The organism is Lysobacter sp. P5_B9 (genome assembly GCF_054049835.1).
The window spans coordinates 132,679-159,121 of record NZ_JBFULP010000002.1 but is presented as its reverse complement, the minus strand read 5'-3'; the positions used below and the strand labels follow the sequence as shown (position 1 = coordinate 159,121).

Annotated in this window: 24 protein-coding genes; 18 read left to right on the top strand and 6 right to left on the bottom strand. The window is 68.3% G+C overall.

Going from position 1 to position 26,443, the window contains the following annotated elements:
* Nucleotides 1-84: 84 nt before the first annotated feature.
* Nucleotides 85-600 carry a peptide deformylase gene (def, locus tag ACXJJ9_RS05845; RefSeq protein ID WP_457096286.1) on the bottom strand — a complete coding sequence of 172 codons (516 nt, stop codon included), beginning with the start codon at nt 598-600 and terminating at the stop codon, nt 85-87.
* A 272-nt stretch (nt 601-872) separates the two neighbouring features.
* Here def and ACXJJ9_RS05840 point away from each other — a divergent pair, with 272 nt between their 5' ends.
* From ACXJJ9_RS05840 to ACXJJ9_RS05780, 13 genes are all read left to right on the top strand, one after another.
* A complete protein-coding gene (locus ACXJJ9_RS05840; RefSeq protein WP_310054405.1) occupies nt 873-2,021 on the top strand; it encodes a LysM peptidoglycan-binding domain-containing protein in 1,149 nt (382 codons plus the stop codon).
* 159 nt (nt 2,022-2,180) lie between these two features.
* Nucleotides 2,181-3,350 carry a DNA-processing protein DprA gene (gene dprA, locus ACXJJ9_RS05835; RefSeq protein WP_457096285.1) on the top strand — a complete coding sequence of 390 codons (1,170 nt, stop codon included), beginning with the start codon at nt 2,181-2,183 and terminating at the stop codon, nt 3,348-3,350.
* A gap of 86 nt (nt 3,351-3,436) precedes the next feature.
* Nucleotides 3,437-3,925 carry a DUF494 family protein gene (locus ACXJJ9_RS05830; RefSeq protein WP_457096284.1) on the top strand — a complete coding sequence of 163 codons (489 nt, stop codon included), beginning with the start codon at nt 3,437-3,439 and terminating at the stop codon, nt 3,923-3,925.
* A 149-nt stretch (nt 3,926-4,074) separates the two neighbouring features.
* Nucleotides 4,075-4,815 (top strand): GYF domain-containing protein, encoded by a 741-nt coding sequence (locus ACXJJ9_RS05825; protein WP_457096283.1) that lies wholly within the window; start codon nt 4,075-4,077, stop codon nt 4,813-4,815.
* A 30-nt stretch (nt 4,816-4,845) separates the two neighbouring features.
* Nucleotides 4,846-5,841: an RDD family protein gene (locus ACXJJ9_RS05820; protein WP_457096282.1), complete on the top strand. Its 996-nt coding sequence runs from the start codon at nt 4,846-4,848 to the stop codon at nt 5,839-5,841.
* A 210-nt stretch (nt 5,842-6,051) separates the two neighbouring features.
* The gene (locus ACXJJ9_RS05815) at nt 6,052-8,574 is read left to right on the top strand and encodes a DNA topoisomerase I (protein WP_457096281.1); all 2,523 of its coding nucleotides are present in this window, start codon (nt 6,052-6,054) and stop codon (nt 8,572-8,574) included.
* 17 nt (nt 8,575-8,591) lie between these two features.
* Nucleotides 8,592-9,158 (top strand): L-threonylcarbamoyladenylate synthase, encoded by a 567-nt coding sequence (locus tag ACXJJ9_RS05810; RefSeq protein WP_457096280.1) that lies wholly within the window; start codon nt 8,592-8,594, stop codon nt 9,156-9,158.
* Between the two features lie 91 nt (nt 9,159-9,249).
* Nucleotides 9,250-9,861 carry a DUF1579 domain-containing protein gene (locus ACXJJ9_RS05805; protein ID WP_457096279.1) on the top strand — a complete coding sequence of 204 codons (612 nt, stop codon included), beginning with the start codon at nt 9,250-9,252 and terminating at the stop codon, nt 9,859-9,861.
* A 160-nt stretch (nt 9,862-10,021) separates the two neighbouring features.
* Nucleotides 10,022-10,708 (top strand): DUF4124 domain-containing protein, encoded by a 687-nt coding sequence (locus ACXJJ9_RS05800; RefSeq protein WP_457096278.1) that lies wholly within the window; start codon nt 10,022-10,024, stop codon nt 10,706-10,708.
* Nucleotides 10,708-11,403 (top strand): DUF4124 domain-containing protein, encoded by a 696-nt coding sequence (locus ACXJJ9_RS05795; RefSeq protein WP_457096277.1) that lies wholly within the window; start codon nt 10,708-10,710, stop codon nt 11,401-11,403. Before ACXJJ9_RS05800 ends, ACXJJ9_RS05795 begins: the two co-directional genes overlap by 1 nt.
* A 63-nt stretch (nt 11,404-11,466) precedes the next feature.
* A complete protein-coding gene (locus ACXJJ9_RS05790) occupies nt 11,467-11,868 on the top strand; it encodes an OsmC family protein (RefSeq protein WP_457096276.1) in 402 nt (133 codons plus the stop codon).
* Nucleotides 11,869-11,887: 19 nt separating this feature from the next.
* Entirely contained in the window at nt 11,888-12,295 is a 408-nt protein-coding gene (locus tag ACXJJ9_RS05785; protein ID WP_457096275.1) for an OsmC family protein, read from the top strand.
* A gap of 82 nt (nt 12,296-12,377) precedes the next feature.
* Entirely contained in the window at nt 12,378-12,929 is a 552-nt protein-coding gene (locus ACXJJ9_RS05780) for an NADPH-dependent FMN reductase (RefSeq protein WP_310054426.1), read from the top strand.
* Nucleotides 12,930-13,176: 247 nt separating this feature from the next.
* Here ACXJJ9_RS05780 and ACXJJ9_RS05775 read toward each other — a convergent pair whose 3' ends face one another.
* Both ACXJJ9_RS05775 and ACXJJ9_RS05770 read right to left on the bottom strand, forming a co-directional pair.
* Nucleotides 13,177-15,735, bottom strand: coding sequence for an ABC transporter permease (locus ACXJJ9_RS05775; RefSeq protein WP_457096274.1), 2,559 nt, complete (start codon nt 15,733-15,735; stop codon nt 13,177-13,179).
* Nucleotides 15,732-16,463: an ABC transporter ATP-binding protein gene (locus tag ACXJJ9_RS05770; RefSeq protein ID WP_457096273.1), complete on the bottom strand. Its 732-nt coding sequence runs from the start codon at nt 16,461-16,463 to the stop codon at nt 15,732-15,734. The genes ACXJJ9_RS05775 and ACXJJ9_RS05770 overlap by 4 nt, the downstream gene beginning before the upstream one ends.
* Before the next feature lie 71 nt (nt 16,464-16,534).
* On the opposite strand from ACXJJ9_RS05770, the gene ACXJJ9_RS05765 reads away from it, so the two are divergent.
* The gene (locus ACXJJ9_RS05765; RefSeq protein WP_457096272.1) at nt 16,535-17,221 is read left to right on the top strand and encodes an arylesterase; all 687 of its coding nucleotides are present in this window, start codon (nt 16,535-16,537) and stop codon (nt 17,219-17,221) included.
* Between the two features lie 28 nt (nt 17,222-17,249).
* On the opposite strand, the gene ACXJJ9_RS05760 is transcribed toward ACXJJ9_RS05765, so the two are convergent.
* Entirely contained in the window at nt 17,250-18,026 is a 777-nt protein-coding gene (locus tag ACXJJ9_RS05760) for an SDR family oxidoreductase (RefSeq protein WP_457096271.1), read from the bottom strand.
* Between the two features lie 89 nt (nt 18,027-18,115).
* Between ACXJJ9_RS05760 and ACXJJ9_RS05755 the strand changes: the two genes are divergently transcribed.
* Complete coding sequence (locus ACXJJ9_RS05755; RefSeq protein WP_457096270.1) at nt 18,116-18,340, top strand: hypothetical protein; 225 nt, start codon at nt 18,116-18,118, stop codon at nt 18,338-18,340.
* An 88-nt stretch (nt 18,341-18,428) separates the two neighbouring features.
* Here ACXJJ9_RS05755 and sppA read toward each other — a convergent pair whose 3' ends face one another.
* Together sppA and ACXJJ9_RS05745 are read right to left on the bottom strand one after the other, a co-directional pair.
* Nucleotides 18,429-20,348 (bottom strand): signal peptide peptidase SppA, encoded by a 1,920-nt coding sequence (gene sppA, locus ACXJJ9_RS05750; protein WP_457096269.1) that lies wholly within the window; start codon nt 20,346-20,348, stop codon nt 18,429-18,431.
* Between the two features lie 232 nt (nt 20,349-20,580).
* Complete coding sequence (locus ACXJJ9_RS05745) at nt 20,581-21,939, bottom strand: MATE family efflux transporter (protein WP_457096268.1); 1,359 nt, start codon at nt 21,937-21,939, stop codon at nt 20,581-20,583.
* Between the two features lie 224 nt (nt 21,940-22,163).
* Here ACXJJ9_RS05745 and ACXJJ9_RS05740 point away from each other — a divergent pair, with 224 nt between their 5' ends.
* The 3 genes from ACXJJ9_RS05740 to ACXJJ9_RS05730 all read left to right on the top strand — a co-directional run bounded on the left by ACXJJ9_RS05740 (nt 22,164) and on the right by ACXJJ9_RS05730 (nt 26,436).
* The gene (locus ACXJJ9_RS05740) at nt 22,164-23,417 is read left to right on the top strand and encodes a DUF3667 domain-containing protein (protein ID WP_457096267.1); all 1,254 of its coding nucleotides are present in this window, start codon (nt 22,164-22,166) and stop codon (nt 23,415-23,417) included.
* A complete protein-coding gene (locus ACXJJ9_RS05735; RefSeq protein ID WP_457096266.1) occupies nt 23,414-23,734 on the top strand; it encodes a DUF4286 family protein in 321 nt (106 codons plus the stop codon). Before ACXJJ9_RS05740 ends, ACXJJ9_RS05735 begins: the two co-directional genes overlap by 4 nt.
* 512 nt (nt 23,735-24,246) lie before the next feature.
* Complete coding sequence (locus tag ACXJJ9_RS05730; RefSeq protein ID WP_457096265.1) at nt 24,247-26,436, top strand: primosomal protein N'; 2,190 nt, start codon at nt 24,247-24,249, stop codon at nt 26,434-26,436.
* The last annotated feature ends 7 nt before the right edge of the window (nt 26,437-26,443 follow it).

Here is a 26,443-nt window from a genome sequence, read left to right as displayed (position 1 = left end):
TGTGCCGCAGCGGCAATTCCGGCCGCACGCCCCGCGGGACGTGCGCCATTATCCGGGTCCGGCGTTCCACCGGCCCCTTTACAGTCAGGCGGCCGCCTGGCGGCGAGCCTTGGCCAGCTTCTTGCGCACCATCTCGCGCTTGAGCGGCGAGAGGTAGTCGACGAACAGCTTGCCGATCAGATGGTCCATCTCATGCTGGATGCACACCGCGAGCAGGCCATCGACGTGCATCTCGAACGGCTGGCCTTCGCGGTCCAGGGCCTGCACCGTGATCTCGTTGGCGCGGGTGACATCGGCAAAGATGCCCGGTACCGACAGGCAGCCTTCCTGGTAGACCTGGTCGCCGGCGCGCGCGGTGATCACCGGGTTGATGAAGACCAGCGGCCGGGTTTTATCGTCGCTCACGTCTATGACCATGAAGGTCTGGTGGACGTCGACCTGGCTCGCCGCCAGCCCGATGCCGGGGGCTTCGTACATGGTTTCGAACATGTCGTCGAGCAGGCGCTGGAAGGCGTCGTCGCCGATCCTGACGGGGTCGACCGGACCGGCCTTGGTACGCAGCCGCGGGTCGGGGAATTCAAGGATGGGGAGCAGGGCCATGGTACGAAGTCTCTGGACCCTTCGCGTCGAAGGGATGCCGGGTTGTCGCGGGACAACGCGGCGGTTGGGGAAACATGCAGCCGGTCACTGAAGCGCTGTGAGGTGCGGCAGATGGCATCCCGGAAAAATGGGGGCCACGGTCACATCGTCAATGACAGGTCGAATTGTAACCCTGCGAAGGCCGTGGAAAGCTTGCAAAGGCGCGCATCTTCTGGGCTATAGTGCCCGGGCCCGTGGGGAAACTGGCAAGGGGAATCAGATACATGGCCGCCATGCTTAAACCAATCCGCACGGTTCTTACCGCTGCGCTCCTGACCATCGCTACCGTCGGCGTCGCCGCCGAGATGAACGGTGATCATCCTGATACCTACACCGTGCGCCGAGGCGACACGCTGTGGGACATTGCGGGCAAGTTCCTCAAGCGACCGTGGCTGTGGCCGGAGATCTGGCAGGCCAACCCGCAGATCAAGAATCCGCACCTGATCTACCCCGGCGACGTCATCTCGCTGGCCTACCTCGACCGCGTCGCGGTGACTCCCGGCCCGCGCGAGGAAGCGCCGGCCACCGGCGTCCCGCTCTCGCAGGTGGAGCCGTTCCTGAAGAACCTGCGCGTGGTCGACGAGTTCGAGGACCTGCCCTACGTGGTCGGCCTGGAAGAAGACCGCCTGCGCGCTTCGCTGGACCAGGTCGCCTACGTGCGCGGCCTGTCCGGCGCCGAAGCCGGCCAGCGCTACGCGATCGTGCGCCCGACCCAGCGCTACACCGGCATCAATCCGAAGCGCTGCTGCGATGTCACCGTGCAGAAGGCGGACGATCTCGATTTCCGCGGCGACATGACCAAGGGCACCGAGCAGCTGTGGAATCACCAGATGCCGGCGACGCGCGGCGAATTCCTCGGCTATGAACTGATGCAGATCACCACTGCCACGGTCAGCCGCGGCGAAGTCGGCCAGGCCGAGGCCAGCACGCTGGTGGTGGACCAGAGCGGTCGCGAAGTGCGCGTCGGCGACCGCCTGATCCCGGTCGAAGCGCAGCCTTACGACCTGCAGTTCTTCCCGCATGCTCCGAAGCAGGAATTCGCCTACGGCAAGGCCAAGGTGCTTGCCGTCGCCGACATGCTCCGCACGGGCGGCCCGCGTGATGTGGTGGCGCTGTCGGTCGGCTCGCGCGATGGCGTCGACAACGGCACCGTGTTCTCCAGCTGGCGCGTCGGCACCGACAAGGTCGATCGCGTGGCAGTGGGCGATGACCGCAGCTATGACACCGTCGGCCATGGCAACACCGTGCGCCTGCCGGACGAATACGCCGGCCACATGGTGGTGTTCCGCACCTTCGACAAGGTCAGCTACGCGCTGGTGATGGACAGTGTCCGCCCGACCCGCGTGGGCTACGAACTGAAGCATCCCGACGCGCCGTACTGATCGGGCGCTCGCTCCGCGACATGCAACGGCGCCGAATGGCGCCGTTGTTTTTTTCCTGGCGCACTTCGTCGCCGTTGCCGCACAGGTTCAGGCAATTCCTACTGCGGATTGCGGCCCCGGCCGGATTCGCCGGCGTCGCGTGCCACGTAGCCTGCAGCGATGCACAACGATGACATCGACGCGTTATTGCGCCTGGTCGTGGCCGGTGGCGCTGCGGCGCCGCGCAAGAGCCTGCTCGACCACGCCGGCGCCGCCGGAGCGCTCACGGCAGGAGTCTCGTTCTGGCGCGCCTGCGGGCTCTCGGATGCGCAGACGAGTGCGCTGCGGAATCCGGACCACGCGGCGCTCGAACGCGCCAGGCAATGGCTCGCGCATTCCAACCACCATCTGCTTGGCTGGAACGACCCCGACTATCCCTCCCTGCTCCGCCGCACTGCGAACGCACCGCTTGCCCTGTTCGTCGCCGGCGAGCCGTCGCTGCTGTGGCATCCCTCCCTCGCCATCGTCGGCAGCCGCGCCGCCACGCCGGGCGGTCGTGACAATGCCGCCACGTTCGCCCGCGCCCTCGCGGTGGCCGGCTTCGGGGTTGCCAGCGGGCTCGCGGCCGGAATCGATGCCGCCGCGCATGAAGCGGTCCTCGATGCCGGCGGCCTCACCCTCGCCGTCCTCGGTACCGGCCCCGACGTGCCCTATCCCCGCAGCCATGCCGGCTTGCACGCGCGCATCGCCGCGACCGGCACCATCGTCAGCGAGCATCTGCCCGGCACCGGCGCGCGCGCCGAGCACTTCCCCAGCCGCAACCGCATCCTGGCTGGGCTCTCGCTCGGCACGCTGGTGGTGGAAGCCGCCGACCGTTCGGGCGCATTGATCACCGCCCGGCAGGCCGTCGACGCCGGGCGTGAGGTGTTCGCGGTTCCCGGCTCGATCCACAACCCGCTCGCGCGCGGCTGCCACCGCCTGATCCGGGAAGGCGCCACCCTGGTCGAGACCGCCACCGAGGTGATCGCGGCCCTGGCGCCTGTCGCGCACGAGTTGGCCACCGACTTGCGGCTGCGCCTTGGCGGCCCCACATCTGCCGCGGATCCCAGCGACCACGACGCGGTCACGCGCCCCGCCTTCACGGGTGCCGGCGCGACTTCCGGCGGTCCACCAAGCCATAACGCCGACTACCAGAAGTTGTGGAAGGCGCTCGGCCATGACCCAACAGGTATGGAGCAACTGGTTCAACGAACCGGATTGACGCCCGCCGAACTGTCCTCCATGCTCCTGATCATGGAGCTTGACGGCCAGGTAGCAACGCAACACGGCCGGTACCACCGGAGTCGATGAATCCGCCTGTGAGGCATGGTTCTTGCGGCACCCCTAAGTAAGCCCCAACCCGCCCATCGCGCCGCTTGCGGCGCAGGCCGAGGGAAATGAAAGAGAGCATCCTGGACGTCCTGCTGTACCTGTTCGAGCACTACTTCACCGAGGACGCCGATCTCGTCCGCGACCACGATTCGCTTCGCAGCGGCCCCCTCTTCGAGGAACTCGGCCAGGCCGGTTTCAGTCCCGCCGAAATCAACAAGGCCTTCGAATGGCTGGACGCGCTCGCCTCGCAGCGCCCCAGCACGTCCACACCCCGCGCAGGCGGTCCTACCCGTGTCTATTTCGGACCCGAACTGGACAAACTGGACGTGGAGTGCCGCGGCTTCCTGCTGTTCCTGGAGCAGCACGGCATCCTCGACGCCGACCAGCGCGAACTCGTGCTCGACCGCGCGATGGCGCTGGACCAGGACGAACTCGACCTCGACGACCTCAAGTGGGTCGTGCTGATGGTGCTGTTCAACCAGCCCGGCAGCGAGGCCGCGTACGCCTGGATGGAAACGCAGATGTTCGCTGACGAACCCGAGCCGGTACATTAGCCGCATCGCTGCCGGCGCACCTGCGACCGGCAGACGCAACGTGGACTCCGGCTGCAGGGATGGCCTCGGGGGGAGGCGATGATCGACTGCTATTACCACGACCCGGACGAGGGCCGCGCAGTGTCGCGGCTTGCACGGAATCCGTGGCCATGACCCACTGGCATTACATCGACGGAGCCCGCAACCGCGTCGGGCCACTGACCGCGGACGAGTTGCGCGAACACTATCGCCAGCGCCGTCTGGGCCGAGACAGCCTGGTATGGTGCGACGGGATGGTGCAGTGGGTAGCGCTCGAACGCGTGGCCATCGAACTCGACATCGACTCGATCACGCCTGTCGCCGCGATGCCACCGCCCCTGCCTGCACGCGTCACGGCGCATGCATCGCATCCGCCCACGCGATCGCAGCAGAAAGGCATGTCCGGCTGCCTCATCGCACTGATCGTCTGCGCCGCCGCCGCGGTGCCCCTGGCAGGCATCCTCGCGGCCATCGCGATCCCGGCGTACCGCGACTACGTCGAACGCGCTCGCCATGCATCCACTGCGGCGCCCGCCTACGACATGGACGCGATGGCCCAATCCGATGCGCAGGTGCGCACCCTGGTCGCACGGGCCATGACGACCTACTACCCGCAGCGGCGCGAGTGCCCCGACACCTTCGAATTCGAGAGCCTGCAGGTCCGCGATCCCGGTCTCGCCGGCAATTTCACTGTCGACCTGGACAGCAATGCCGGACAGCACTGCGGATACCGGGTCACCTTCCTGCACCAGGGTCCCATGATCGAGGGCAAGGCATTGCGTTATGACGCGATTCCGTCGGAGGGAAGCATTGAAGTGCGCTGCTCGACTACGGAAATCGCGGCTGAATTCCGGCCACCGAACTGTGGCTAAGCCACGCCTACTCCACCAGGGTTTCATTACATGAGCGATTGGTATTACAGCGACTACGAACGCAACCGCCACGGACCCGTTGCCGCGCGCGATCTGGCCGACCTGCACCACGCCGGCCAACTGCAGCCCGAAACGTTGGTCTGGCGCGAAGGCATGCCGCAATGGCGCGCGTGGCGCGAGATGATGACGCAGGCGCTGGATGAAGCCGCCGGCCGTGCCTCGCCAGCTGCCGATGCCGTGCCGCTGTCGGCGGGCGTGAATCCGTATGCAATGGCCGAGCCGATGGCGGCAGCGGCGCCCCAGCACGATGCCCAGGCCTCGTTCCCGGCTTCGCTGGGCACCCTGGCGGCAGCGGGTGCGCTGTCATCGGGCGCGAATCCCTACGCCGTCGCCGAACCGCAATCCCCCTATGCACCGCCACGCGCGCACGTCGGGAACCCCGGGCTCGTCAGCGATGGCCACGTGGTCTACGCCGGTTTCTGGAAACGCACTGCCGCCTACTTCATCGATTCGCTGGTGCTGGCCGTGCTTGGAATGATGCTCGGTGCGGTTTCCGGCGGCATTCTCGGAGCCGGCGGAGCCAGCATGGTCGTCATCCAGGCGGTTTCGCAGACTCTCGGGCTGCTGCTTGGCGCCACCTACTTCGGCGTGATGCACGCGTCGGCCAGCCAGGCGTCGCTCGGCAAGATGGCCATCGGCATCAAAGTCGTGAACGAGCAGGGTGGTCACATCAGCTTCTGGCGCGGCTTCGGCCGCTACTTCGGGCTGCTGCTCAGTTGCATGATCCTGCTCGCCGGCGTGGTGATGGCCGCATTCACGGATCGCAAGCGAGCGCTGCACGACATGATCTGCAGCACCCTGGTGGTCGACAAGTGGGCATTCACCAACAAGCCCGAGCAGCAGCGGGAGGAGTTGGGCACCGTCACGACCGTGATTCTCGTGATCGGTGGCATTCTGATGGCGGCGGGCCTGATGGCCATGATTGCCGCGATCGGCATGATCGCGGCGGCCGCTGCCGGCCGCTGAACCGCCGTAGGGGCCGCCAGCGGGCCTCGCGGACGGTGCCGTGCCCCGATTTTGGCGGCCTCGGCTTGACAGCGCTGGCCGCCTCGTGATTCCACTAAAAAAGAAAAACACTTCCAACGCCCGTGGCTCCCGCCCCGGGCGTTGCCTTCTCTGCTGTCGTTTGGCGTTCTCCCCGTTGCCCCCGGGGAACGCCCGGAACCGGACTCCCCCATGGCCAAGAACCTCCTCATCGTCGAGTCGCCCGCCAAGGCCAAGACGATCAACAAGTACCTGGGCAAGGACTTCACCGTCCTGGCCTCGTACGGCCATGTGCGCGACCTGGTGCCCAAGGAGGGGGCGGTGGACCCGGACAACGGCTTCGCCATGCGCTACGACCTGATCGAGAAGAACGAGAAGCACGTCGATGCCATCGCCAAGGCCGCCAAGGGCGCCGACGCCCTGTACCTCGCGACCGACCCGGATCGCGAAGGCGAGGCGATCAGTTGGCACATCGCCGAGATCCTCAAGGAGCGTGGGCTGCTCAAGGGCAAGACGCTGCAGCGCGTGGTGTTCACCGAAATCACGCCGCGCGCGATCAAGGAAGCGATGACCCAGCCGCGCGACATCGCCAGCGACCTGGTCGATGCGCAGCAGGCGCGACGCGCGCTGGACTACCTGGTCGGCTTCAACCTCTCGCCGGTGCTGTGGCGCAAGGTGCAGCGCGGCCTCTCCGCCGGCCGCGTGCAGTCGCCGGCGCTGCGCATGATCGTCGAGCGCGAAGAGGAGATCGAAGCCTTCATCGCCCGCGAGTACTGGTCGATCGAGGCCGAGTGCACGCATCCGTCGCAGGCGTTCACCGCCAAGCTCACCAAGCTCGACGGCAAGAAGTTCGAGCAGTTCACCGTAACCGATGGCGACACCGCCGAAGCCGCGCGCCAGCGCATCGTGAAGGCCGCCGCCGGCGCGCTGCACGTCACCGACGTCACCAGCAAGGAACGCAAGCGCCGCCCCGCACCGCCGTTCACCACCTCGACGCTGCAGCAGGAAGCCGCGCGCAAGCTCGGCTTCACGACGCGCAAGACCATGCAGGTGGCGCAGAAACTGTACGAAGGCGTGGCGATCGGCGAGGAAGGCACGGTCGGCCTGATCAGCTACATGCGTACCGACTCTGTCGCCCTGTCGCAGGACGCGCTGGGCGAGATCCGCGACGTGATCGCCCGCGACTACGGCACCCGCGCGCTGCCGGACAAGCCGAACGTCTATACGACCAAGTCGAAGAACGCGCAGGAAGCGCACGAAGCGGTGCGCCCGACCTCCGCGCTGCGCACGCCGCAACAGGTGTCGCGCCACCTCAGCGACGACGAGCGCAAGCTCTACGACCTGATCTGGAAGCGCGCCGTTGCCTCGCAGATGGTTCCGGCCACGCTCAACACCGTCAGCGTCGATCTCGCCGCCGGCAACGAGCACAGCTTCCGCGCGTCCGGCACCACGATCGTGGATCCGGGCTTCCTCGCCGTGTACGAGGAAGGCAAGGACACCAAGTCCTCGGAGGACGAGGACGAAGGCCGCAAGCTGCCGGCGATGAAGACCGGCGACCGCGTGCCGCTCGAGCGCATCCACGCGGACCAGCATTTCACGCAGCCGCCGCCGCGCTTCACCGAAGCGGCGCTGGTCAAGGCGCTCGAGGAATACGGCATCGGCCGGCCCTCGACCTACGCCTCGATCATCCAGACCCTGCTGTTCCGCAAGTACGCCGAAATGGAAGGCCGCAGCTTCCGCCCGTCCGACGTCGGCCGCGCGGTGTCGAACTTCCTCAGCAGCCACTTCACCCAGTACGTCGATTACGACTTCACCGCCAAGCTCGAGGACGAACTCGATGCCGTCTCGCGCGGCGAGGAGGAATGGATTCCGCTGATGGAGAAGTTCTGGGGTCCGTTCAAGGAGCTGGTCACCGAGAAGACCGAGTCGGTGGATCGCAGCGAAGCCACCGGTGCGCGCGAGCTCGGCACCGATCCCAAGTCGGGCAAGCCGGTGAGTGTGCGCCTGGGCCGATACGGGCCCTATGCGCAGATCGGCAACAAGGACACCGACGAGAAGCTGGAGTTCGCCTCGCTGCGTCCGGGCCAGTCGATGCACACCATTGAACTCGCCGACGCGCTGGAGCTGTTCAAGCTGCCGCGCAAGCTCGGCGAGAGCGGCGGCCATGAGGTCAGCGTCGGCGTCGGCCGCTTCGGCCCGTTCGCCAAGCGTGGCAGCGTGTATGCCTCGCTGAAGAAAGAGGACGATCCGTACACGATCGACCTCGCCCGCGCCGTTTTCCTGATCGATGAGAAGGAAGAGATCGCGCGCAACCGCATCATCAAGGAATTCGAGGGCAGCGACATCCAGGTGCTCAACGGCCGCTTCGGTCCGTACCTGTCCGATGGCAAGCTCAACGGCCGCATCCCCAAGGACCGCGAGCCGGCGTCGCTGACGCTGGCCGAAGCGCAGGAACTCATGGAGACGACCGGCAAGCCGATGCGCGGCCGCTTCGGCAAGAAAGCCGCGGCCAAGAAGGAACCGGCAGCGAAGAAGGCGGCGGCGGCAAAGGCCCCCGCGAAGAAGGCGCCAGCGAAGAAGGCCGCAAAGAAAGCGGCCAAGAAGGCGGCCAAGAAAGCGGTGAAGAAGACCACCAAGGTAGCGACGAAGAAAGCGGCCAAGAAGGTCACGAAGAAAGCCGTCAAGAAGACGGCAGCCGACAAGCCGCCGTTCTGAAACGTGTTCGGGCAAGGATGAGCACGGCCGCACTTTCGATCAGGCAATCCGTCGCCGCGTTGCAACGCGGCGGCGTCCTCGCCTATCCGACCGAGGCGGTGTGGGGACTGGGCTGCGATCCCTTCAACGAAGCCGCGGTGATGCGCCTGCTCGCCATCAAGCAGCGCGAAGTCGGCAAGGGTCTGATCCTCGTTGCCGGCGACCGTGCCCACTTCGACGGCCTGCTGGACTGGGACGCGCTGCCAGCCGATCGCATCGCTGCCGTCGAGGCGAGCTGGCCGGGTCCGCACACCTGGATCGTGCCAGCCACGGCGCGCGTGCCGCGCTGGATCACCGGTGCGCATGCCGGTGTCGCCGTACGTGTCAGCGCCCATCCGATCGTGGCCGCATTGTGTGGAAAGTTTGGCGCCGCGCTGGTATCCACCAGCGCCAACCGCGCCGGCGAAGCGCCCGCGTTCCATCGCGACGCGCTCGATCCCGTCCTTCTCGCGCTGCTCGATGGCACCAGTGAAGGCGAGACCGGCGGCCTGGCCGCGCCCACTGCGATCCGCGATGCGCGCACGGGTGACGTGCTGCGCCTCTGAAACCGGGCGCACAGCCCACGCCGCGTTAACGGAGCCGCGCGTAGGGTGCGCCCGCTGGCCGCGGCCGCGGCCCTTCCAATGGAGAGGATCAATGAAAATTCGCCACCTGGCCGCGCTGTCGCTCGGCCTCCTCATCGCCATGCCGGCTTTCGCCCAGGACAAGGCGACTGCCCCGCCCCAGATGAGCGCCGAACAGAAGGCGATGATGGACGCCTGGCAGAAGGCGGCGACGCCCGGCGAGCGGCACAAGCAGCTGATCTCAGAGTTCGAAGGCACCTGGAACACCAAGATGTCGTCGTGGATGGATCCGTCCGCGCCACCCTCGATGGAAACCGGCAAGTCGGTCAACACCGCCGTGCTCGGCGGTCGCCAGCTGCGCATGGATTACAGCGGCCAGTACATGGGCCAGCCGTTCCAGGGCTTGGGCTACCTCGGTTTCGACAATGTCACCGGCAAGTACTTCAGCACCTGGTCGGACAACATGTCGACCGGCCTGTTCGTGTCCGAAGGCGACTACGACCCGGCCAGCAAGAGCTACAGCTACCGCGCGCAGATGCCCGACCCGATGAAGCCGGGCACCATCGTTCCGGTACGCCAGACGATGCGCATCGTGGACAAGGACCACGCCGTGTTCGAGATGTACGAGACGCGCGATGGCAAGGAAAACAAGTCCATGCAGATCGAGTACACGCGGGCAAAGTAGCCGCGCCACAGCTTTACGCGTTGGAAAAGGCCGGCCTTGCCGGCCTTTTCCATTGCCGCCGCGATGCCTGCGTCGTACCGGCATCCTGCTGGCCTGAATCCGCACCAACACCGGCGGCGTCCGCCTTCCCTGCACCCGCGGCGGGGCGCAAGATGCCGCCATGATCCGGCCGTGCCGCCTGCTGCTGTCCGCCCTGCTGGCCCTGCTGGCCGGCGCGTCCGCGCACGCCGCCGGAGTCACCATCTACCGCTGCACCGATGCGAAGGGCCAGCTCGCCCTGCGCGACACGCCCTGCCGCGCCGGCGAGAAACAGGAAGCGCGCACCATGGTGCGACCGACGGACCCGCCGCCGCGCGCCACCCCGGCACCGGCCCCGGCGGCGAAGGAGTCCTACGGGCCCACGCCGCGTTACGTCGTGGTCACGCCACCGCAACCGCTGTACGAATGCATCACTCCCGACGGCGAGCGCTATACCAGCGACACCAGCGAGGGCCATGTCCGCTGGGAGGAATCGTGGATGTTCGGCTATCCCGCGCTGCCACGTCGCGGCGGTGGCGGCGTCAGCGCCACCATGGACGCGCGCAGCGGCAAGGTCAGCGGCAGCGTGCGCATCGGCGATTCCAACCAGTTCCGCCGACCGGTCCTGGTGCCTGCCATTCCCTATGGGCAATACCTGTATGACGAATGCAATCGCTTGCCGCAGGCCGAGGTGTGCGGCCGTCTGCGCGATGAGCGCCACGAATTGAACCGGCGCTGGAACATCGCCCAACCCAGCGAGCGCGCGGACATCGATCGCGAGACCCGCGGCATCGATGCGCGCCTCGCCAATGACTGTGGAGAGAGTTGATGCCCGTTGCCCATCGCGTTTCCCTGCGCTCGCAGCGTGGCATCGCAACGAGACTCTGGAAGCCGGCCATCGTGCTGCTCGCGTTCGCCCTGTCCGCACAGCAGGCAACGCTCGCGCAGGGCGTCGTCATCTACCGCTGCACGGACGCAAACGGCGCCCTCACCATCCAGAACGACGTGCCCTGCCCGAAAGGCAGCAAGCAGGTGCGCAGGGTGATGACCGCGACGCCTGCCGTGTCCGCGCCGGCCTCCGCCCCGTCGACACCAACGCGGGCGCCGGTCGCACCACCCGTGGCAGCGCGACCTGCACGCCCGGCCCCTGCCGAGCCGCCCGCCGAGACGGAACCCGTCATCGCCGACTCCGATCGCCTGCCGCCGCCGTGGTTGTTCGAGTGCCGCACCTACAACGACGACACCTACCTGAGTGAGAACGGGGCCCCGGCGCCGCGCTGCGTGACGCTCAACCCCACCGGACTCAGCGGCTACATCGAGAGCACCAATGTGTCCGCCTGCGAGATGAAAACCGACCAGTGCCAGCGCGTCCCCGACGGCGCCCTGTGCGAGGGCTGGCGCCAACGCCTGCGCGAGGCCCAATCGGCGCTCAAGTTCGGTGTGACCGACGACCGCGAGCGCGTCCAGGCCGAGGTGCAACGCCTCGCGCGCATCGTGCGGGAAAGCACCTGCGGGAAGCAGTAGCCACATACGGACACCTACATCGGCCGTGCTAGCGTGACGCGCTGCACGCCACGGGAGCATGGGATGCGCAAGGTCAACACGGCTACGGTGGTGTCCACCGACACGCATTACCTGCATCGCATCCATGTCGGCCATTTCGACCTGGACGCCGATGAAGGCCGCGCGCTGGGCGGGCAGGGGCAAGCACCCGCACCCTTCGACTACTACCTCGCCTCGTTGTCGGCCTGCACCGCGATCACGTTGCGCATGTATGCCGAGCGCAAGGGCTGGAACCTGGGCGAATTCCGCGCCGAACTCGCCTTGAGCTTCGACGACGACGGCAAGCCGCACGTGCATCGCACGCTGCATTCCGACCAGCCACTCAGCAACGAGCAATGGAACCGGCTGCTGGAAATCGTGGCCAACACCCCCGTCACCAAGGCCATGCGCGACGGCGCCGTCATTACCAGCGAGCGCGGGGCCTGAACATGCAGAGGCACCCTTCATGACTACATCCACCGTCCACGCCCGCAGCGGCGCGGTTCCCTTCACCGTCACGCTCAGCGACGACCTGGCGCACACCTGGCTGGGCGACGAGCCGGCGGACCGGGGCGGCGCCAACCAGGGGCCAGATCCGACCCGCCTGCTGCTGTCCAGCCTGGGCGCCTGCACCGTGATCACGTTGCAGATGTACGCGGCCCGCAAGCAGTGGCCACTGACGGGCGTCGAGGCCGAACTGCAGTTCAATCCGGCCGGCAAGCCGAAGAGCGGCACCGACATCACCCGCCGCATCACACTGCGGGGCGAGCTGAGCGAAGAACAACGCGCGCGCCTGCTGCAGATCGCCAATGCCTGCCCGATCCACAACGTGCTGGTGGGCGAAGTGCGCATCGATACCAGCCTCACCGTCTGATCCAGATCCAGCGCGTCCAGATCCAGCGCGTCCAGATCAGCGCATTCAGATCCGGCGCGTCCAACTCCAGCGAGGAACCACCATGGCCAGGATTCTCGGCATTTCCGGCAGTCTGCGTGCCCGTTCCTTCAACACGGCGCTGCTGCGCGCGGCGCAATCGCTTGCCGGCCCCGATGTGCAGTTCGACGCCGCCACCCTGCACGGCATCCCGCTCTACGACGGCGACGTCGAGCAGCGCGACGGTCTGCCCGCCGCGGTGCTCGCACTCAAGGACCGCGTCGTCGCCAGCGACGGTGTGCTGCTGTGCACGCCCGAGTACAACAACGGCATTCCCGGCGTGTTCAAGAACGCGATCGACTGGCTGTCGCGTCCGGCCGACGACATTCCCCGCGTGTTCGGTGATCGTCCCTTCGCCGTCATCGGCGCCTCTCCCGGCGGCTTCGGCACCATCCTCGCGCAGAACGCGTGGTTGCCGGTGCTGCGCACGCTGCGCGTGCGCTACTGGGCGGGCGGCCGCCTGCAGGTATCGCGCGCGGCCACGCTGATGGATGCCGATGGCGAACTCGCCGACGAAGCCACGCGCAAGCTGCTGGGCGAGTTCGTGCAGGGGTTCGCACGTTTCGCCGCATCGTGACGCATCGTGCCCGGCGCAGCGCGCCGGGCGTTCGGATGGCCTGCGGCGTTCGGATGGCCTGCGCGGCATGCCGCGCAAGCAGGCCATCCTCCACTGCGTGGGCCGGCCCGGCGCAGCGCGCCGTGCGTTCGGATGGCCTGCGCGGCATGCCGCGCAAGCAAGCCATCCTCCACTGCGTGGGCCGGCCCGGCGCAGCGCGCCGTGCGTTCGGATGGCCTGCGCGGCATGCCGCGCAAGCAAGCCATCCTCACCCCAGTTCGCGCAAGGTCACGCTGGGCGGTGCGTCCAGCACGCGCCGTGTCGCGAACAGGCCCGCGGCGAGCGCGGCGAGCATGCCCAGGCCGCCTCCGGCGACGGCGAGCATCCAGTCCGGCTCCCACGGCAGGTCGAACACGCGCTCCGCGATGACGCCGGACAGCACCGACGCCGCTATCGCCGCGACCAGCCCCGCGAGCAGGCCGATCGCCGCGAATTCGGACGCCTGCGCCAGGCGCAGTTGCAAGCGGCTGCCGCCCAGCACGCGCATCACGCCGCCCTCGAGCAGGCGCTCGTCCTGGCTGGCGCTGATCGCCGCCATCAGCACCAGCACGCCGGCCGCGAGCGAAAGCCAGAACACCACCTGCACCACCCGCGAGACCTGGTCACCGGTGGCGCGTACCTGCGCGAGCACGGCCGCGACATCGATCACCGATACGTTGGGAAAGCGCGCCACCAGGTCGGCAGTGAAGCGGGTCTTCGCCTCCGGCACGCTGACCGCGGTGATGTGGCTCGCGGGGAAGCCGTCGAGCGTGCCCGGCGCGGCGATGACGAAGAAGTTGGGTCGGAAGCTTTCCCATTCCACGCTGCGCACGCTGGTGATCGGCGCTTCCAGGCGTTGTCCGGCGATGTCGAAGGCGATGCGGTCACCGACCTTCCAGCCCAGTGACGCGGCGAAATCCTCCTCGACCGAGAACTGCGGCGCGAGGCGCGCACCCGCCTTCCAGAACGTGCCTGCGACCACTTTGTTGTCGTCGCGCAGGACGTTCGTCGTGGAGAGGTTGAATTCGCGCTCGCTGCGGCGTCGCGCGCGCACTTCATCGGCATCCGTGTCGCCGCCGGCGGCTTTCGCCTGGGTTGCGGCATTCGCGACCGGCGCGCCGTTATGCGCGACCAGGCGTGCGCGCACCATCGGGAACAGTGTCGGCGTGGCCAGGCCCTGGGCGGCGATGAAGTCGCGCACAGGCTGCACCTGGTCGTCCTGCACGTTGATGATGAAACGGTTGGGTGCGTCCTGCGCGAGCGAGAGCTGCCAGCGATCGAGCAGATCGGTGCGCACGAACGTGAGCAGCAGCAGCGCCATCAGCCCGAGTCCCAGCGCGGTCACCTGCGCGACGCTCGTGGCCGCGCGGCGGCTGACGTTGGCCAGCCCGTAGCGCAGGCTGCCGCGCAGGCGCGGACGCAAGCGGCGCACGACGACGATCAGCAGCCATGCCAGCAAGGCGAGCACCGCGAAGGTGACGCCGATGCCGACCAGCATCGCGCCGCCCAGCGTCGCCGAGCCCGCCTTCCACCACAGCAGCGCGGCCAGCCCGGTGATGCCGGCGAGCGCGACGAACCATGCGCTGGGCTCGGTCGCGTCGAGGTCGTGGCGCAGCACGCGCAGCGCCGACACGCGCCGCAGCGCCAGCACCGGCGGTGCGCCGAAGGCGAGCAGCACTACCAGGCCGACGCCAAAGCCCTGCATCGCCGGCAGCCAGCCGCTGGGAGGAATCGACAGCGAGAGCACGCGTCCCAGCCAGTCGCTAAGCGCCCATTGCGTGGCGAATGCGAACGCCACGCCGAGCACGCTCGCCATCACGCCAAGCAGGAGCAGCTCGCCGACATGGATGCCCACCAGGGTGCGTTGGCTCGCACCGAGGCACCGCATCACCGCGGCGCCGGACAGGTGGCGCGCACTGTGCCGGCGTGCGGCCATCGCCACCGCGATCGCGGCAAGCACCACCGACACCAGCGCGGCCAGGCCAAGGAAACGCGAGGCGCGTTCGAGCGCGGAGCGGATTTCCGGACGCACCTGGCCGATTGTTTCCAGGCGTTGGCCCCGGCCGAGCGAAGCGCGCGCGGTGGCGACGAAGCGCTCGACCGCACCGGCATCGCCGGCGACGACGAGCCGATAGCCGACCCGGCTGCCTTCCTGCACCAGCCCGGTTGCCGGCAGGTCGGCCAGGTTGAGGAACACCTTGGGCGCGACGTTGAAGTAATCCAGCGCGGCATCGGGCTCCTGCGCCACCAGCGCGGCCAGGCGCAGCGACGCATCACCCAGGCGCACCGTGTCGCCGATCGCGGCGCCGAGCGTGTCGGCGCCCGCGCGGCTCATCCACACCGTGCCGCGTGCGGGAATGTCGTCGGCATTGCGCTCCACGCCGCGTCCGTCGAGCACGCGGAACGTTCCGCGCAGCGGGAAGCCGGGAGCGAGGGCGCGCAGGTCGCCCAGACGCAGGCTGTCCGCATCGGCGTGCGCATCGTGCCCGGCACGGGCAACGCGGATCATCGAATTGAGTTCGACGGTCTCGGTCGAACGCAGGCCAGGCATGGTCGCCGCCTTGCGCACCTCGCCGGCGATCGGCGCATCGCCGCGGACTACGGCATCGCCGCCCATCAGGCGGTTGGCTTCGATCGCAAGCGCACGTTCGGCGCGATCGGTGACGAAGCCGACCGCGGTCACCGCGAATACGGCGAGCGCCAGCGCTGCCAGCAGGATGCGGATGTCGCCGGACTTCAGGTCGCGCCGCAGCTGGCGCCAGGCAAGCGCGAACGCGGAGCCCTTCACGCCGGCACCAGCCGGCCACAGTCCAGCCGCAGCATGCGGTTGCAGCGCTGCGCCAGGTGTTCGTCATGCGTCACCAGCACCAGCGTGGTGCCGGCCGCGGCATTGAGGTCGAACAACAGTTCGATGATCGCCTGCCCGGTGCGCGTGTCGAGATTGCCGGTGGGTTCATCCGCGAACAGCAGCGCGGGCCGCGTCACGAACGCGCGCGCCAGCGCCACGCGCTGCTGCTCGCCACCGGAGAGCTGGCGCGGGTAATGGCCCAGCCGCTCGCCCAGCCCGACCTGCGCGAGGATCGCGCGCGCCGGCGTTTCCACGTCGGCATCGCCGCGCAGTTCCAGCGGCAGCATCACGTTCTCCAGTGCGGTCAGCGAGGGCAGCAGCTGGAAGCTCTGGAACACGAAGCCGACCTTCTCGCCGCGCACGCGCGCGCGGCCATCCTCGTCGAGCGTGGACATCGGCTCGCCCTCGAGCACGACGCGACCGCTGCTGGGCACGTCGAGTCCCGCCATCAGGGCCAGCAGCGTGCTCTTGCCGGAGCCGGAGGCTCCCACTATCGCGACCGCATCGCCGCGCTCGATGGTGAAGCCGACGCCCTCGAGGATGGTCAGTTCGCCGGCAGGCAGCGGCACGCGCTTGCCCAGCCCGTTCACTTCCAGCGCGTGTCCAGCGTGCGCGGCGATCGCCGAGGCAGCATCGGCTTGAACGGACAGCGGATCGGCTCTATTCATCGCGGGTGTCCATCATGGCGGGCGACCCCGGTGTGGGGATCGCGCCACCGCGGGTTCGACGGGAGAAGTGGATGAAATCAAGAGATAAGGCGCCGCTGCGCTGGCTTCAATGGCCGAAAGTACGGGTGCACCTCGTCCTGCTGGCCTTGGCCCTCTCGCTGTTCGCCACCGCGCAGGCCGCGGCTGCGCACAAGCTGGAGCCGCTGCCGCCGCCCACGGTGATGGTGTTCGGCGATTCACTGTCGGCCGCGTACGGGCTGGACGCCAGCGAGGGCTGGGTCGCGCTGACTGGACAGCGCCTGGCCCGGGCGAAACCGGGATGGCGCATGGTCAACGCCAGCATCAGTGGCGAGACCAGCGCGGGTGGCGCCGCCCGCGTAGTGAACGAAGTGGCGCGCGTGCGGCCGACGGTCGTGGTGATCGCGCTGGGTGCCAACGACGGATTGCGCGGATTGCCGCCACGGGAAACGCGCCGCAACCTCGCGCGCATGATCGGTGCGGCACAGGGTGTCGGGGCGAAGGTGCTGCTGGTGGGCATGCGCCTGCCGCCGAACTACGGCAGCGAGTACACCCACGCCTTCGAGCAGAACTACCGCGACCTGGCGAAACTGTTCGACACCGCCCTGCTGCCCTTCCTGCTCGAACCGATCGCGCGCGATCGCAGCTACTTCCAGGCCGACAACATGCACCCGGTGGCGGCAGCGCAGCCGCTGCTGCGCGACCATGTCTGGCGCGCGCTCGATCCGCTGCTGAAGTAAGCGCCGCAGCGCCGCGGGCACCGCGCGGCTAGAAGCCGTAACGCAGGAAACCGCCGTCCACGGCGATGCATTCGCCGGTGACATAGCTCGACGCGGGCAGGCACAGGAAGGCAACGGCCCCCGCGACTTCCTCGGGTTCGCCGATGCGGCCCAGCGGCGTGCGCAGCAACACCTCGTCGAGGTAATCCGGATCGGCGAGCTTGTCGGAGGTACGGCGCGTGCGGATGTACCACGGCGCCACGCAGTTCACGCGCACGCCATCCTCCGCCCATTCCACCGCGAGGTTGCGCGTCATCTGGTGCATCGCCGCCTTGCTCATGCCATAGGGCGCACCGCTGCGTACGTGGGTCACGCCGGACACGCTGCCGACGTTGACGATGCTCGACGCAGCATGGCGGGCAAGCAGCGGATGGGCGTAGCGCGAGAGTTCAAAGGCGGAGAACAGGTTGATCTCGAAGATCTGCCGCCATTCGTCCTCGGTGTAGTCGGTCGCCGGCTTGGTGACGTTGCCGCCGGCGTTGTTGACGAGGATGTGCAGGCCTTCGCCGAAGTCCTCGACCCAGTCGAGCAGTTCGCGCCGCTGTTCGTCGTCGGCGACGTCGGCAACGAAGGTGCTGACGTCGCGTTCGGGGAAGTCTTCCAGCAGCTCCGCGCGCGCGGTTTCCAGGCCGGTCGCATCGCGCGCGGCCAGCAGCACGTCGGCACCGAAACCGAGCAGTTCGCGTGCGATCGCGCGGCCGATGCCCGCGCTGCCACCGGTGACCAGGGCCAGCTGCCCGTCCAGCCGCCAACGCTTGGGATCCATGAGCTCTCCATTCTTGTCTTGGACGGCGCGGGCTGCCCGGCCTGCGCGACCGGCGTAGCATAGCCGCAGCCCCGACCGGAGAAGTGCCAATGGTTCGACCGCTGCTGTGTTGCGTGTTGCTGATGCTGGCTGCGTGCTCCAGGCCGGAGCCACCGGAAAAGGAGCGTCCACCCAAGCCGCGGGCCGAGGCTCCGCAGAGCGACCTGGGCAAGTCGATCCAGGCGCCGCTCGACAAGGCCAAGGGCGTCGAGGACGAGATGCAGAAAGCGGCGGACGAGCAGCGCAAGGCGATCGACGAAGCCACTGGCGGTTGAGCCGCGGGCGGCCCTGCCAGCCGTAAACAAGAACGCCCGGCAATGCCGGGCGTTTTGCTTGGTGCAATGCGCGCCTACAGGCCGGCGCCTACAGGCCGCAGAAGCAGTACGCGAGCGACTTCACCGGCACGCCGCGGGTCGGCTCGATCGCGCTTTCGAGGAAGCGCAGGTCCTTGGCCGTCTGTGGCAGGGCACGCGGCAGCAGCGTCTGCGCCATGCCCTGCGCGAACGACGAGTGCTGCAACCACTGCGCGCCCAGGCGGCTGCCGACGAAGCTGGAGAACAGCTGCGCGAACGGCGGCACTTCCTTCTCGAGATAGCGGACGCGGTAGCTGTCCGCCTTGCCGAGCTTTGCGCGCCGGGCGACATCGTCGATCGCGACCTGCAGGCCGCCGAAATCGTCGACCAGGCCGCGCTCCTTCGCCTGCGCGCCGCTCCACACGCGGCCGCGCGCGACTTCGTCGATCTGTTCGACGCTGCGCTTGCGCGCACTGGCGACGCGACCGGTGAAGTCCCGGTAGCCCTTGTCGATCACGGTCTGGATGACCTGGCCGACTTCCGGCTGCAGCGACCGGGTAATGTCGAACGCACCGGCGAACTTCGTGGTGCCCACGCCGTCGCTGTGCACGCCGATCTTGTCGAGCGAGCGCTGGAAGGTCGGAATCAGGCCGAAGATGCCGATCGAGCCGGTGATGGTCGATTCGTCGGCGTAGATCTTGTCGGCATTCATCGAAATCCAGTAACCGCCCGACGCGGCGAGGTCGCCCATCGACACCACCACCGGCTTGCCCGCCTTCTTGAGGCCGGCGATCTCGCGGCGGATCTGCTCGCTGGCGAAGACTTCGCCACCGGGCGAATTCACCCGCAGCACCAGTGCCTTGACGTGGTCGTCGTCGCGCGCGTCGCGCAGCAGTTCCGCGGTGGACACGCCACCGATGCGGCCGGGCGGCTGCTCGCCGCTGCTGATCTCGCCCTCGGCCACCACCACGGCCACCTGCGGACGCTCGTCGATCGGATTGATGCGCGCGTTGAGGTGGCCGAGGTAGTCGTCGAGCGAGACCTGGCGGTACCCGTCCTCGGCATCGGCGTCGCTCGCGCCGCGCTCGGCCAGCAGGTCGCCGACTTCCTCGGCCGTCTTCAGCCCGTCGACGAACTTCTGCTGCATCGCGTACCTGGCGATGTCGCCCTGTACCGCGGTGATGCCGGCCGGCAGCTGGTCGATGCCCTCGGCGAGCTTGCCAGCGTCGAGCTTGCGCGCCTTGGCGATGTCGGCGAGGTAGCGCTGCCACACGTCGTTCATCCAGTACAGGTCCGCTTCCTTCGCCTGTGGCGAAGCGGCATCGAGCACGTAGGGTTCGGCCGCGGACTTGTATTCGCCGACCTTGAACAGGTGCACATCGACGCCGAGCTTGTCCTGCAGGCCCTGGCGGTAGTACTGGCGATAACGGCCCAGGCCCTCGAGCAGCATGCCACCCATCGGATCCAGGTAGATCTCGTTCGCCTGCGCGGCGAGCAGGTACTGCTTCTGGTCCATCATCTCGCTGTAGGCGACGACTTCCTTGCCGCTGGCCTTGACCTTGGCGATGGCGGCGGCGACTTCGCGCAGCGAGGCCATGCCGCCGCCCTGGAGGCGATCGAGCTTGAGCACGACGCGGTCGATGCGCTTGTCGTCCTTGGCCGCGTCCAGCGCGCGCAGCACGTCGCGCAACTGGATCTCGTCGCCGTCGCGATCACCTACGGCGCGCTTGAACGCGCGCTCGGCCGGATCGGATGTGAACTGCTCCACCAGCGGGCCGGTAGGTTCGATCACCAGCGCGGTTTCGTCGAGCAGCGGCTTGGCACCGCCGGCGCCCGCAATGATCAGCACGATGGCAAGCAACAGCAGCAGCAAGCCGAAGAAGAGGATGTTGAGGACCAGCTTGCGGGTGAAGTTCATCACGTTCCACAGGCCGACGAAGAATTCGGCGATGGGGCCGCGACGGGCACTGGGTCCTGTTTGGGTATTCATGCACTTGACTCCGGAACGATGGGAGCAGGTTACCCGCCTGCTGCCGGGGTTTCACCCGCCACAGGTCACGGCGTTTCCCGGGCTTGCGCCGGGAAACCCCAAAGTTTGCTGCGCAAACTTCGGGCCCCGCCAGGCGCTGCCACACCCCCATTCGCGCCTTGCGGCGCGAATCGCCCCCTGACTCAGGGGGCTGTGTCGCGCTCGACGCGGGCTTGGGGCGAACGCAAAGCATTCATGTGAGCCTCTGGCTCGAGCGCCAGAATCGCGCCGCCAGCAGCACCGCGGCCACGGTCAGGCCGCAGATCAGCCCCACCCACATGCCGCGCGGGCCCCACCCCACGCCCAGCCCCAGCCCCGCGCCCACCGGCATGCCGATGCCCCAGTACGCCAGGGCGGCCAGCACCATCGGCACGCGCGTGTCCTTCAGTCCGCGCAGCGCGCCCGCCGAAAGCACCTGCACGCCGTCGGGGAACTGGAACGCCGCCGCGTACAGCAGCAGCGACGCCGCCAACGCCGCCACCGTGCCGTCGGCGGTGTAGAAGCCGACCACGTATTCATTGCCGGTGAGCAGCAGCAGCGCCGACATCGCCTGCGTGGCCAGGACGATGACGTAGCCCGCCAGCGCCGCGCGGCGCAGGCCGAAGGCATCGTCGCGACCCAGCGCATGGCCGATGCGCACGGTCGTGGCTTCGGCGATACCCATCGGCACCATGAAACACAATGCGGACACGTTGATCGCGATCTGGTGGGCGGCGGCGGGGATCTCGCCCAGTCGGCCGATCAGCAGGGCGGTGGCGATGAACAGGCCGCCCTCCATCGTCACCGTCACGCCGATCGGCAGGCCCGTGCGCAGCAGCGTGCGCAGCGTGGGACCGTGCGGAGGATCGAAGTGATCGAACAGCTCGAGGTCGGCAAAGCGTTTCGCCCGCCACAGGTACAGCGCGAAGGTCAGCGCCTGCGCCCACATCATCAGCGCGGACGCGATGCCCAGGCCGCCCGCGCCAAGCTCTGGAAACGGGCCGATACCGTAGGTCAGCGCGTATCCCAGCGGCACCAGCACCAGCAGGCCACCGAAGCCCAGCAACATCGTCGGCAGCGTAAAGTGCAGGCCATCGCTGAGGTAGCGCATGGTCAGGTACAGCGTGAGACCCGGCACGCCCCAGCGGATGCCGTGCAGGAACGCGATCGCGCCCGGACGGATCTCCGCCGCGATCCCCATCGGCTCCAGCGCGTGCACGCTGAAGGTGAGGAAGCCGAACAGCGGCACGCCGAGCATCGCCGCCAGCCACAGTCCCTGGCGGAACAGCGCGCCGATTTCGGGTCGCCGTGCCGCGCCATCGAGTTGCGACACCGCCGGTGGCAACGACATCAACGTGCCCATCGCAATCATCATTGGCAGCCAGAACAACGCGGTGCCGACCGCGACCGACGCCAGCGTCGCAGTGCCGTGGTGGCCGGCGATGACACTGTCGACGAAGCCGATCAGGCCGGTGGAGACGTGCCCGCCCACCAGCGGCGCGGCAAGCACGGCCGTGGTGCGCACTTCGCTGGCGAAGCGCGGCGCTGCCGGCAGGGTGGATTCAATGGACATCGATCAGCGCAAGCTCCCATACAACGACGTGCCATCCCGGCGTCGCGGGAACCGGCCGTTCCCAGCCAGCCAACACGCTCGCGGCTTTTCGGTTATCAGCCGCGGGCGCGGCACCAGTAACCCGGTGTGCGGGTTGAACCGCGGGCCGCTGGCGCCGGGTCACGAGGGATCGCTATCTTAGCCGCCTGATGACGATGCCATATGACGGCACGGGGACACGGGGCATGGCTGGTACGGACGCGCAACATACGCCAACACATTGCGAGAACTGCGGCACGCTGTTGCAGGGCCACTATTGCCACGAGTGCGGGCAATCGGTGCACAGCCCGACGCGACACTTCGGCCATGCGCTGGAAGAGATACTCGAATCCTTCTGGCACCTCGATGGCCGCGTATTCCGCACGCTGCGCGACCTGCTCGTCCCCGGCCGCATCGCCCTGAACTACCTCGCCGGGCAGCGCATGCGCTACATCGCGCCCTTGCGGCTGTTCGTGATCGTCAGTCTGCTGACGTTCTTCGTGGGCAAGCTCGTCGTGCACATGGACGAGCCCGCGATCCAGTTCGGCGGCGAGGGCGGGGCCGCCATGGCCCAGGCGCAGACCGCCGAGGAAGTCCGCCAGGTCGAGGACCGGTTGCTCAAGAAGCTCGCGGTCGAGGAAGCCAAGGCCGCGAAGGTGCCGGGCGTCAACGCCGCCCTGATCGCAACGCGCGCGCGCATCCAGGGCGAAGCGGCCTCGCGCATCGCCGAACTCGAAGCCAAGGCGGCCAAAAGCGGGAACACCGGCAAGAACACCGGCGGCGCGCCAACGGCGGCAGCAAGTACGCCGGCCCCGGCAAAGGCGGCCGCCAGTGGCCCGCCCGCCGCGACTACCGCCGCTACAACCACCACCGCGGCAAAACCGGCGCGAGCCAAGGCTGATCGCGACGACCAGTGGAGCTTCAACAACCCATGGGACGAGAAGACCAATCCGGTCAACGTGCCGCTGATGCCGGCCTTCGTGGACCGCTGGGTCAACCACAAGATCGCGCGTGCCCAGGAAAACCTGGAACACATGGACGAGAACCCGGACCAGTTCGTGCAGGCCGCGCTCGGCGCCGTCCCCACGGCGCTGTTTCTCCTGATGCCGGTGTTCGCGCTGCTGCTCAAACTGGCCTATCTCGGATCAGGACGGCACTACCTCGAGCACTTCGTGGTCGCGCTCTACAGCCATGCGTGGCTGCTGCTGGTGGGGCTGGCGATGTTCGTGATGAACGCCATCGACGATGCCTTCGCCGCCCCCTGGGTCGCGGTCGTCACCGCCCTGGTCGATGCCGCGCTGTGGATCTGGATTCCGGTCTACCTGTTCCTCATGCAGTACCGGGTATACGGCGACCACTGGGCAGTGACTGCCATCCGTTACCTGGTGATCGGTTCCATCTACATGGTCCTGGTGCTGTTCGTGGTCATGTTCGCGGTGCTGGCGGGGATCGTGGCGTGAGCCCCGCAGCCGGCGTGATCTACGAGGTGAACCTGGACATCGATGCCGCGATCCGCGCGGAATACCTGGACTGGCTCGCCGCCCACGTCGCGGAGATCGGCGCGCTGCCGGGCTTCCTTGGCGCGCAGGTGCTGGAGATCGCCGATCCCCCCGCCGCGCCGGGCCGGATTGGCCTGTGCGTGCAGTACCGGCTGAGCGGCCAGCCCGCGCTCGACGCCTATCTGGCCGAACACGCCCCGCGCCTGCGCGCCGACGGCATGGCCCGGTTCGGCGGGCGTTTCACAGCGTCACGGCGGGTGCTCGCGGCGCTGTCCTGACCGTCGCCAAAGGTGTCCGCGAAGGCGTCCTGTCGTCACCGCGCTGACTCGGGGAAATCGAGGCTTGACAGCGCGCGATTTCGTGCTCCTCCAAGCGTGGCGCGGGCTGCGGGCAAATCAGTTGTGCACAGCAGTAACAATCTCGTCACCCGCCGCCGAGGGCCCACTTGCCAGGCGTCGACTGCAACCGTGTTTCACGAGCAAGCTATTGATTTTAAAGAACATAGCGGCATTGGCACTTTTTTAGCCAACCCACATGGGGGGCCTACGTTTCCTGCATTCCGTGCGCGTGAAGGGATTCACTCCACAGACTTATCCACAACTGGTGTGGATAAGCCCGAATCCCCTTTCATATCCGTCAGTTACGTGATGTACGTCATGTTTGAGGGAAGAATGGCGCGCAACTGACATGCCTTTTGGCCGGGGTTCCGCCCGCGTTTCCTGAATCCGCTTCCGGGCGGGTAATTTTCACCAACATGACTCGGCGCGAGGCGCCGCGCACACTGTCCCTGATGACAGCACCGCCCACCGCTCCCGCCTTGGTCTGGCACGTGGCTCTGCCCGTGCCGGTGCCGCGCCTGTTCGACTACCGGCCCGCCGATGGTGGGGTGACGGCGGCCGACGTGGGGTGTCGGGTGCGGGTCCCGTTCGGTCCGCGCGAGCTGGTGGGGGTCGTGGCCGGCATCGGCGCGCCCGATGCCGATGCTCCCGCCGCCAAGGCCGGCCATCGCCTGGACGACGCGCCGCTGTTCCACGGCGAGCTGCTCGAGTCCCTGCGCTGGCTGGCCCGCTACACCCACGCGCCCCTCGGCGAGGTCTTCGCCACCGCGATGCCGGCGCCGCTGCGCCAGGGCGAGCCGCTGGCCGATACCCACGCCTGGGGCTGGCGCCTCACCGAAGCCGGCCAGACCGCACTGCCGCGCCTGCGCGGCAAGCCGCGACGGCTGGCCGAACTGCTTGAGGAAGCCGCGCGCGACGAAGACGCGCTGGCCGACCTGCTCGACGACTGGCGCGCAGCCGCCCGCGCTCTGGCCGGGCGCGGACTGCTGGAACGCTTCGCGCTGCCGCGCCGCGCCGGTGAGCCCGCCATGCGCAGCGCGCCGGTACTCAACCCCGAACAGCAATCCGCCGTCGACGCGCTGCTCGCCGCGCGCGGCGGCTTCGCGCCGTTCCTGCTCGACGGCGTCACCGGCAGCGGCAAGACCGAGGTGTACCTGCAGGCGATCAGCGACTGCATCGCGCGCGGGCGACAGGCGCTGGTGCTGGTGCCCGAGATCGGCCTGACCCCGCAGACGCTCAAGCGCTTCCGCGAACGCCTGGGCGTGCCGGTGCACGCGCTGCACTCCGGCCTCGGCGACGGCGAGCGCGCGCGTACCTGGGCTGCGTGCCTGCGCGGCGAAGCGCGGGTCGTGGTCGGCACGCGCTCGGCGGTGTTCCTGCCGCTGCCCGATGCGGGCCTGATCGTCATCGACGAGGAACACGACGGCAGCTTCAAGCAGCTCGACGGCATCCGCTACCACGCCCGCGATTTCGCCCTGGTGCGGGCGAAGGCGCTGGACGTGCCGATCGTGCTCGGCAGCGCGACGCCGTCGCTGGAGTCGTTACGCAATGCACAAACGGGTCGCTACGCGCACCTGCGCCTGCGCACGCGCGCCGGCGTCGCGCAGCCGCCGCGCGTCCGCGTGTGCGACGTGCGCAAGCGCCCGCTCGATGCGGGCATGTCGCCGGAGCTGTTCGAGGCGATCGCGGCCACGCTGCGCAACGGCTCGCAGGCGCTGGTGTTCAAGAACCGCCGCGGCTACGCGCCGGTGCTGCTGTGCCACGACTGCGGCTGGAGCGCGCAGTGCTCTCGCTGTGATGCCCCAATGACCGTGCACGCGGGCGGCCGCCGCCTGCAGTGCCACCACTGCGGCGCGCGTCGCCCCGCGCCCGATGCCTGCCCGGATTGCGGTGGCCTCGCGCTGCAGTCGCAGGGCGCGGGCACCGAACGCATCGAGGAAGCGCTGGCGAAGCGTTTTCCCGACGTGCCCGTGCTGCGCATCGATCGCGGCAGCACCCAGCGCCGCGACGCGCTGGAGAAATTGCTGCATGATTTCGGCGAGGCCCCTGGCATCCTCGTCGGCACGCAGATGCTGGCCAAGGGCCACGATCTGCCCAACCTCACCCTGGTGGCCGTGGTCGGCGTCGACGAAGGCCTGTTCAGTGCCGACTTCCGCGCGCCGGAAAAACTCGCGCAACTGCTGATCCAGGTCGCCGGCCGCGCAGGCCGCGCAGCGCGCGCGGGCGAGGTGCTGCTGCAGACGCACCATCCACAGCATCCGCTGCTGGAGACGCTGCTCAATGGCGGCTACCACGCCTTCGCCGATGCAGAACTCGCACAGCGCGAGGCCGCCGCCTTTCCGCCCTTCGCGCATCTCGCGTTGATGCGCGCCGAAGCCAAGCAGCTCGAGGTCACCCACGCCTTCCTGCAGGCGGCGAAGGTGGCGCTGCGCGATGCTGGCGGATCGCTGGAACTTCACGGTCCCTTGCCCGCACCGATGCCGCGCCGCGCGGGCTACCAGCGCGCGCAACTGCTGTTGTCCGCCACGGAGCGACGAACGCTGCATGCCGCGCTCGATGCGGCGCTGCCGGCGATTAACGCGTCGCCTGAGGCGCGGCGGGTGCGGTGGTCATTGGATGTGGATCCGGTGGATCTGTATTAGCGGTCGC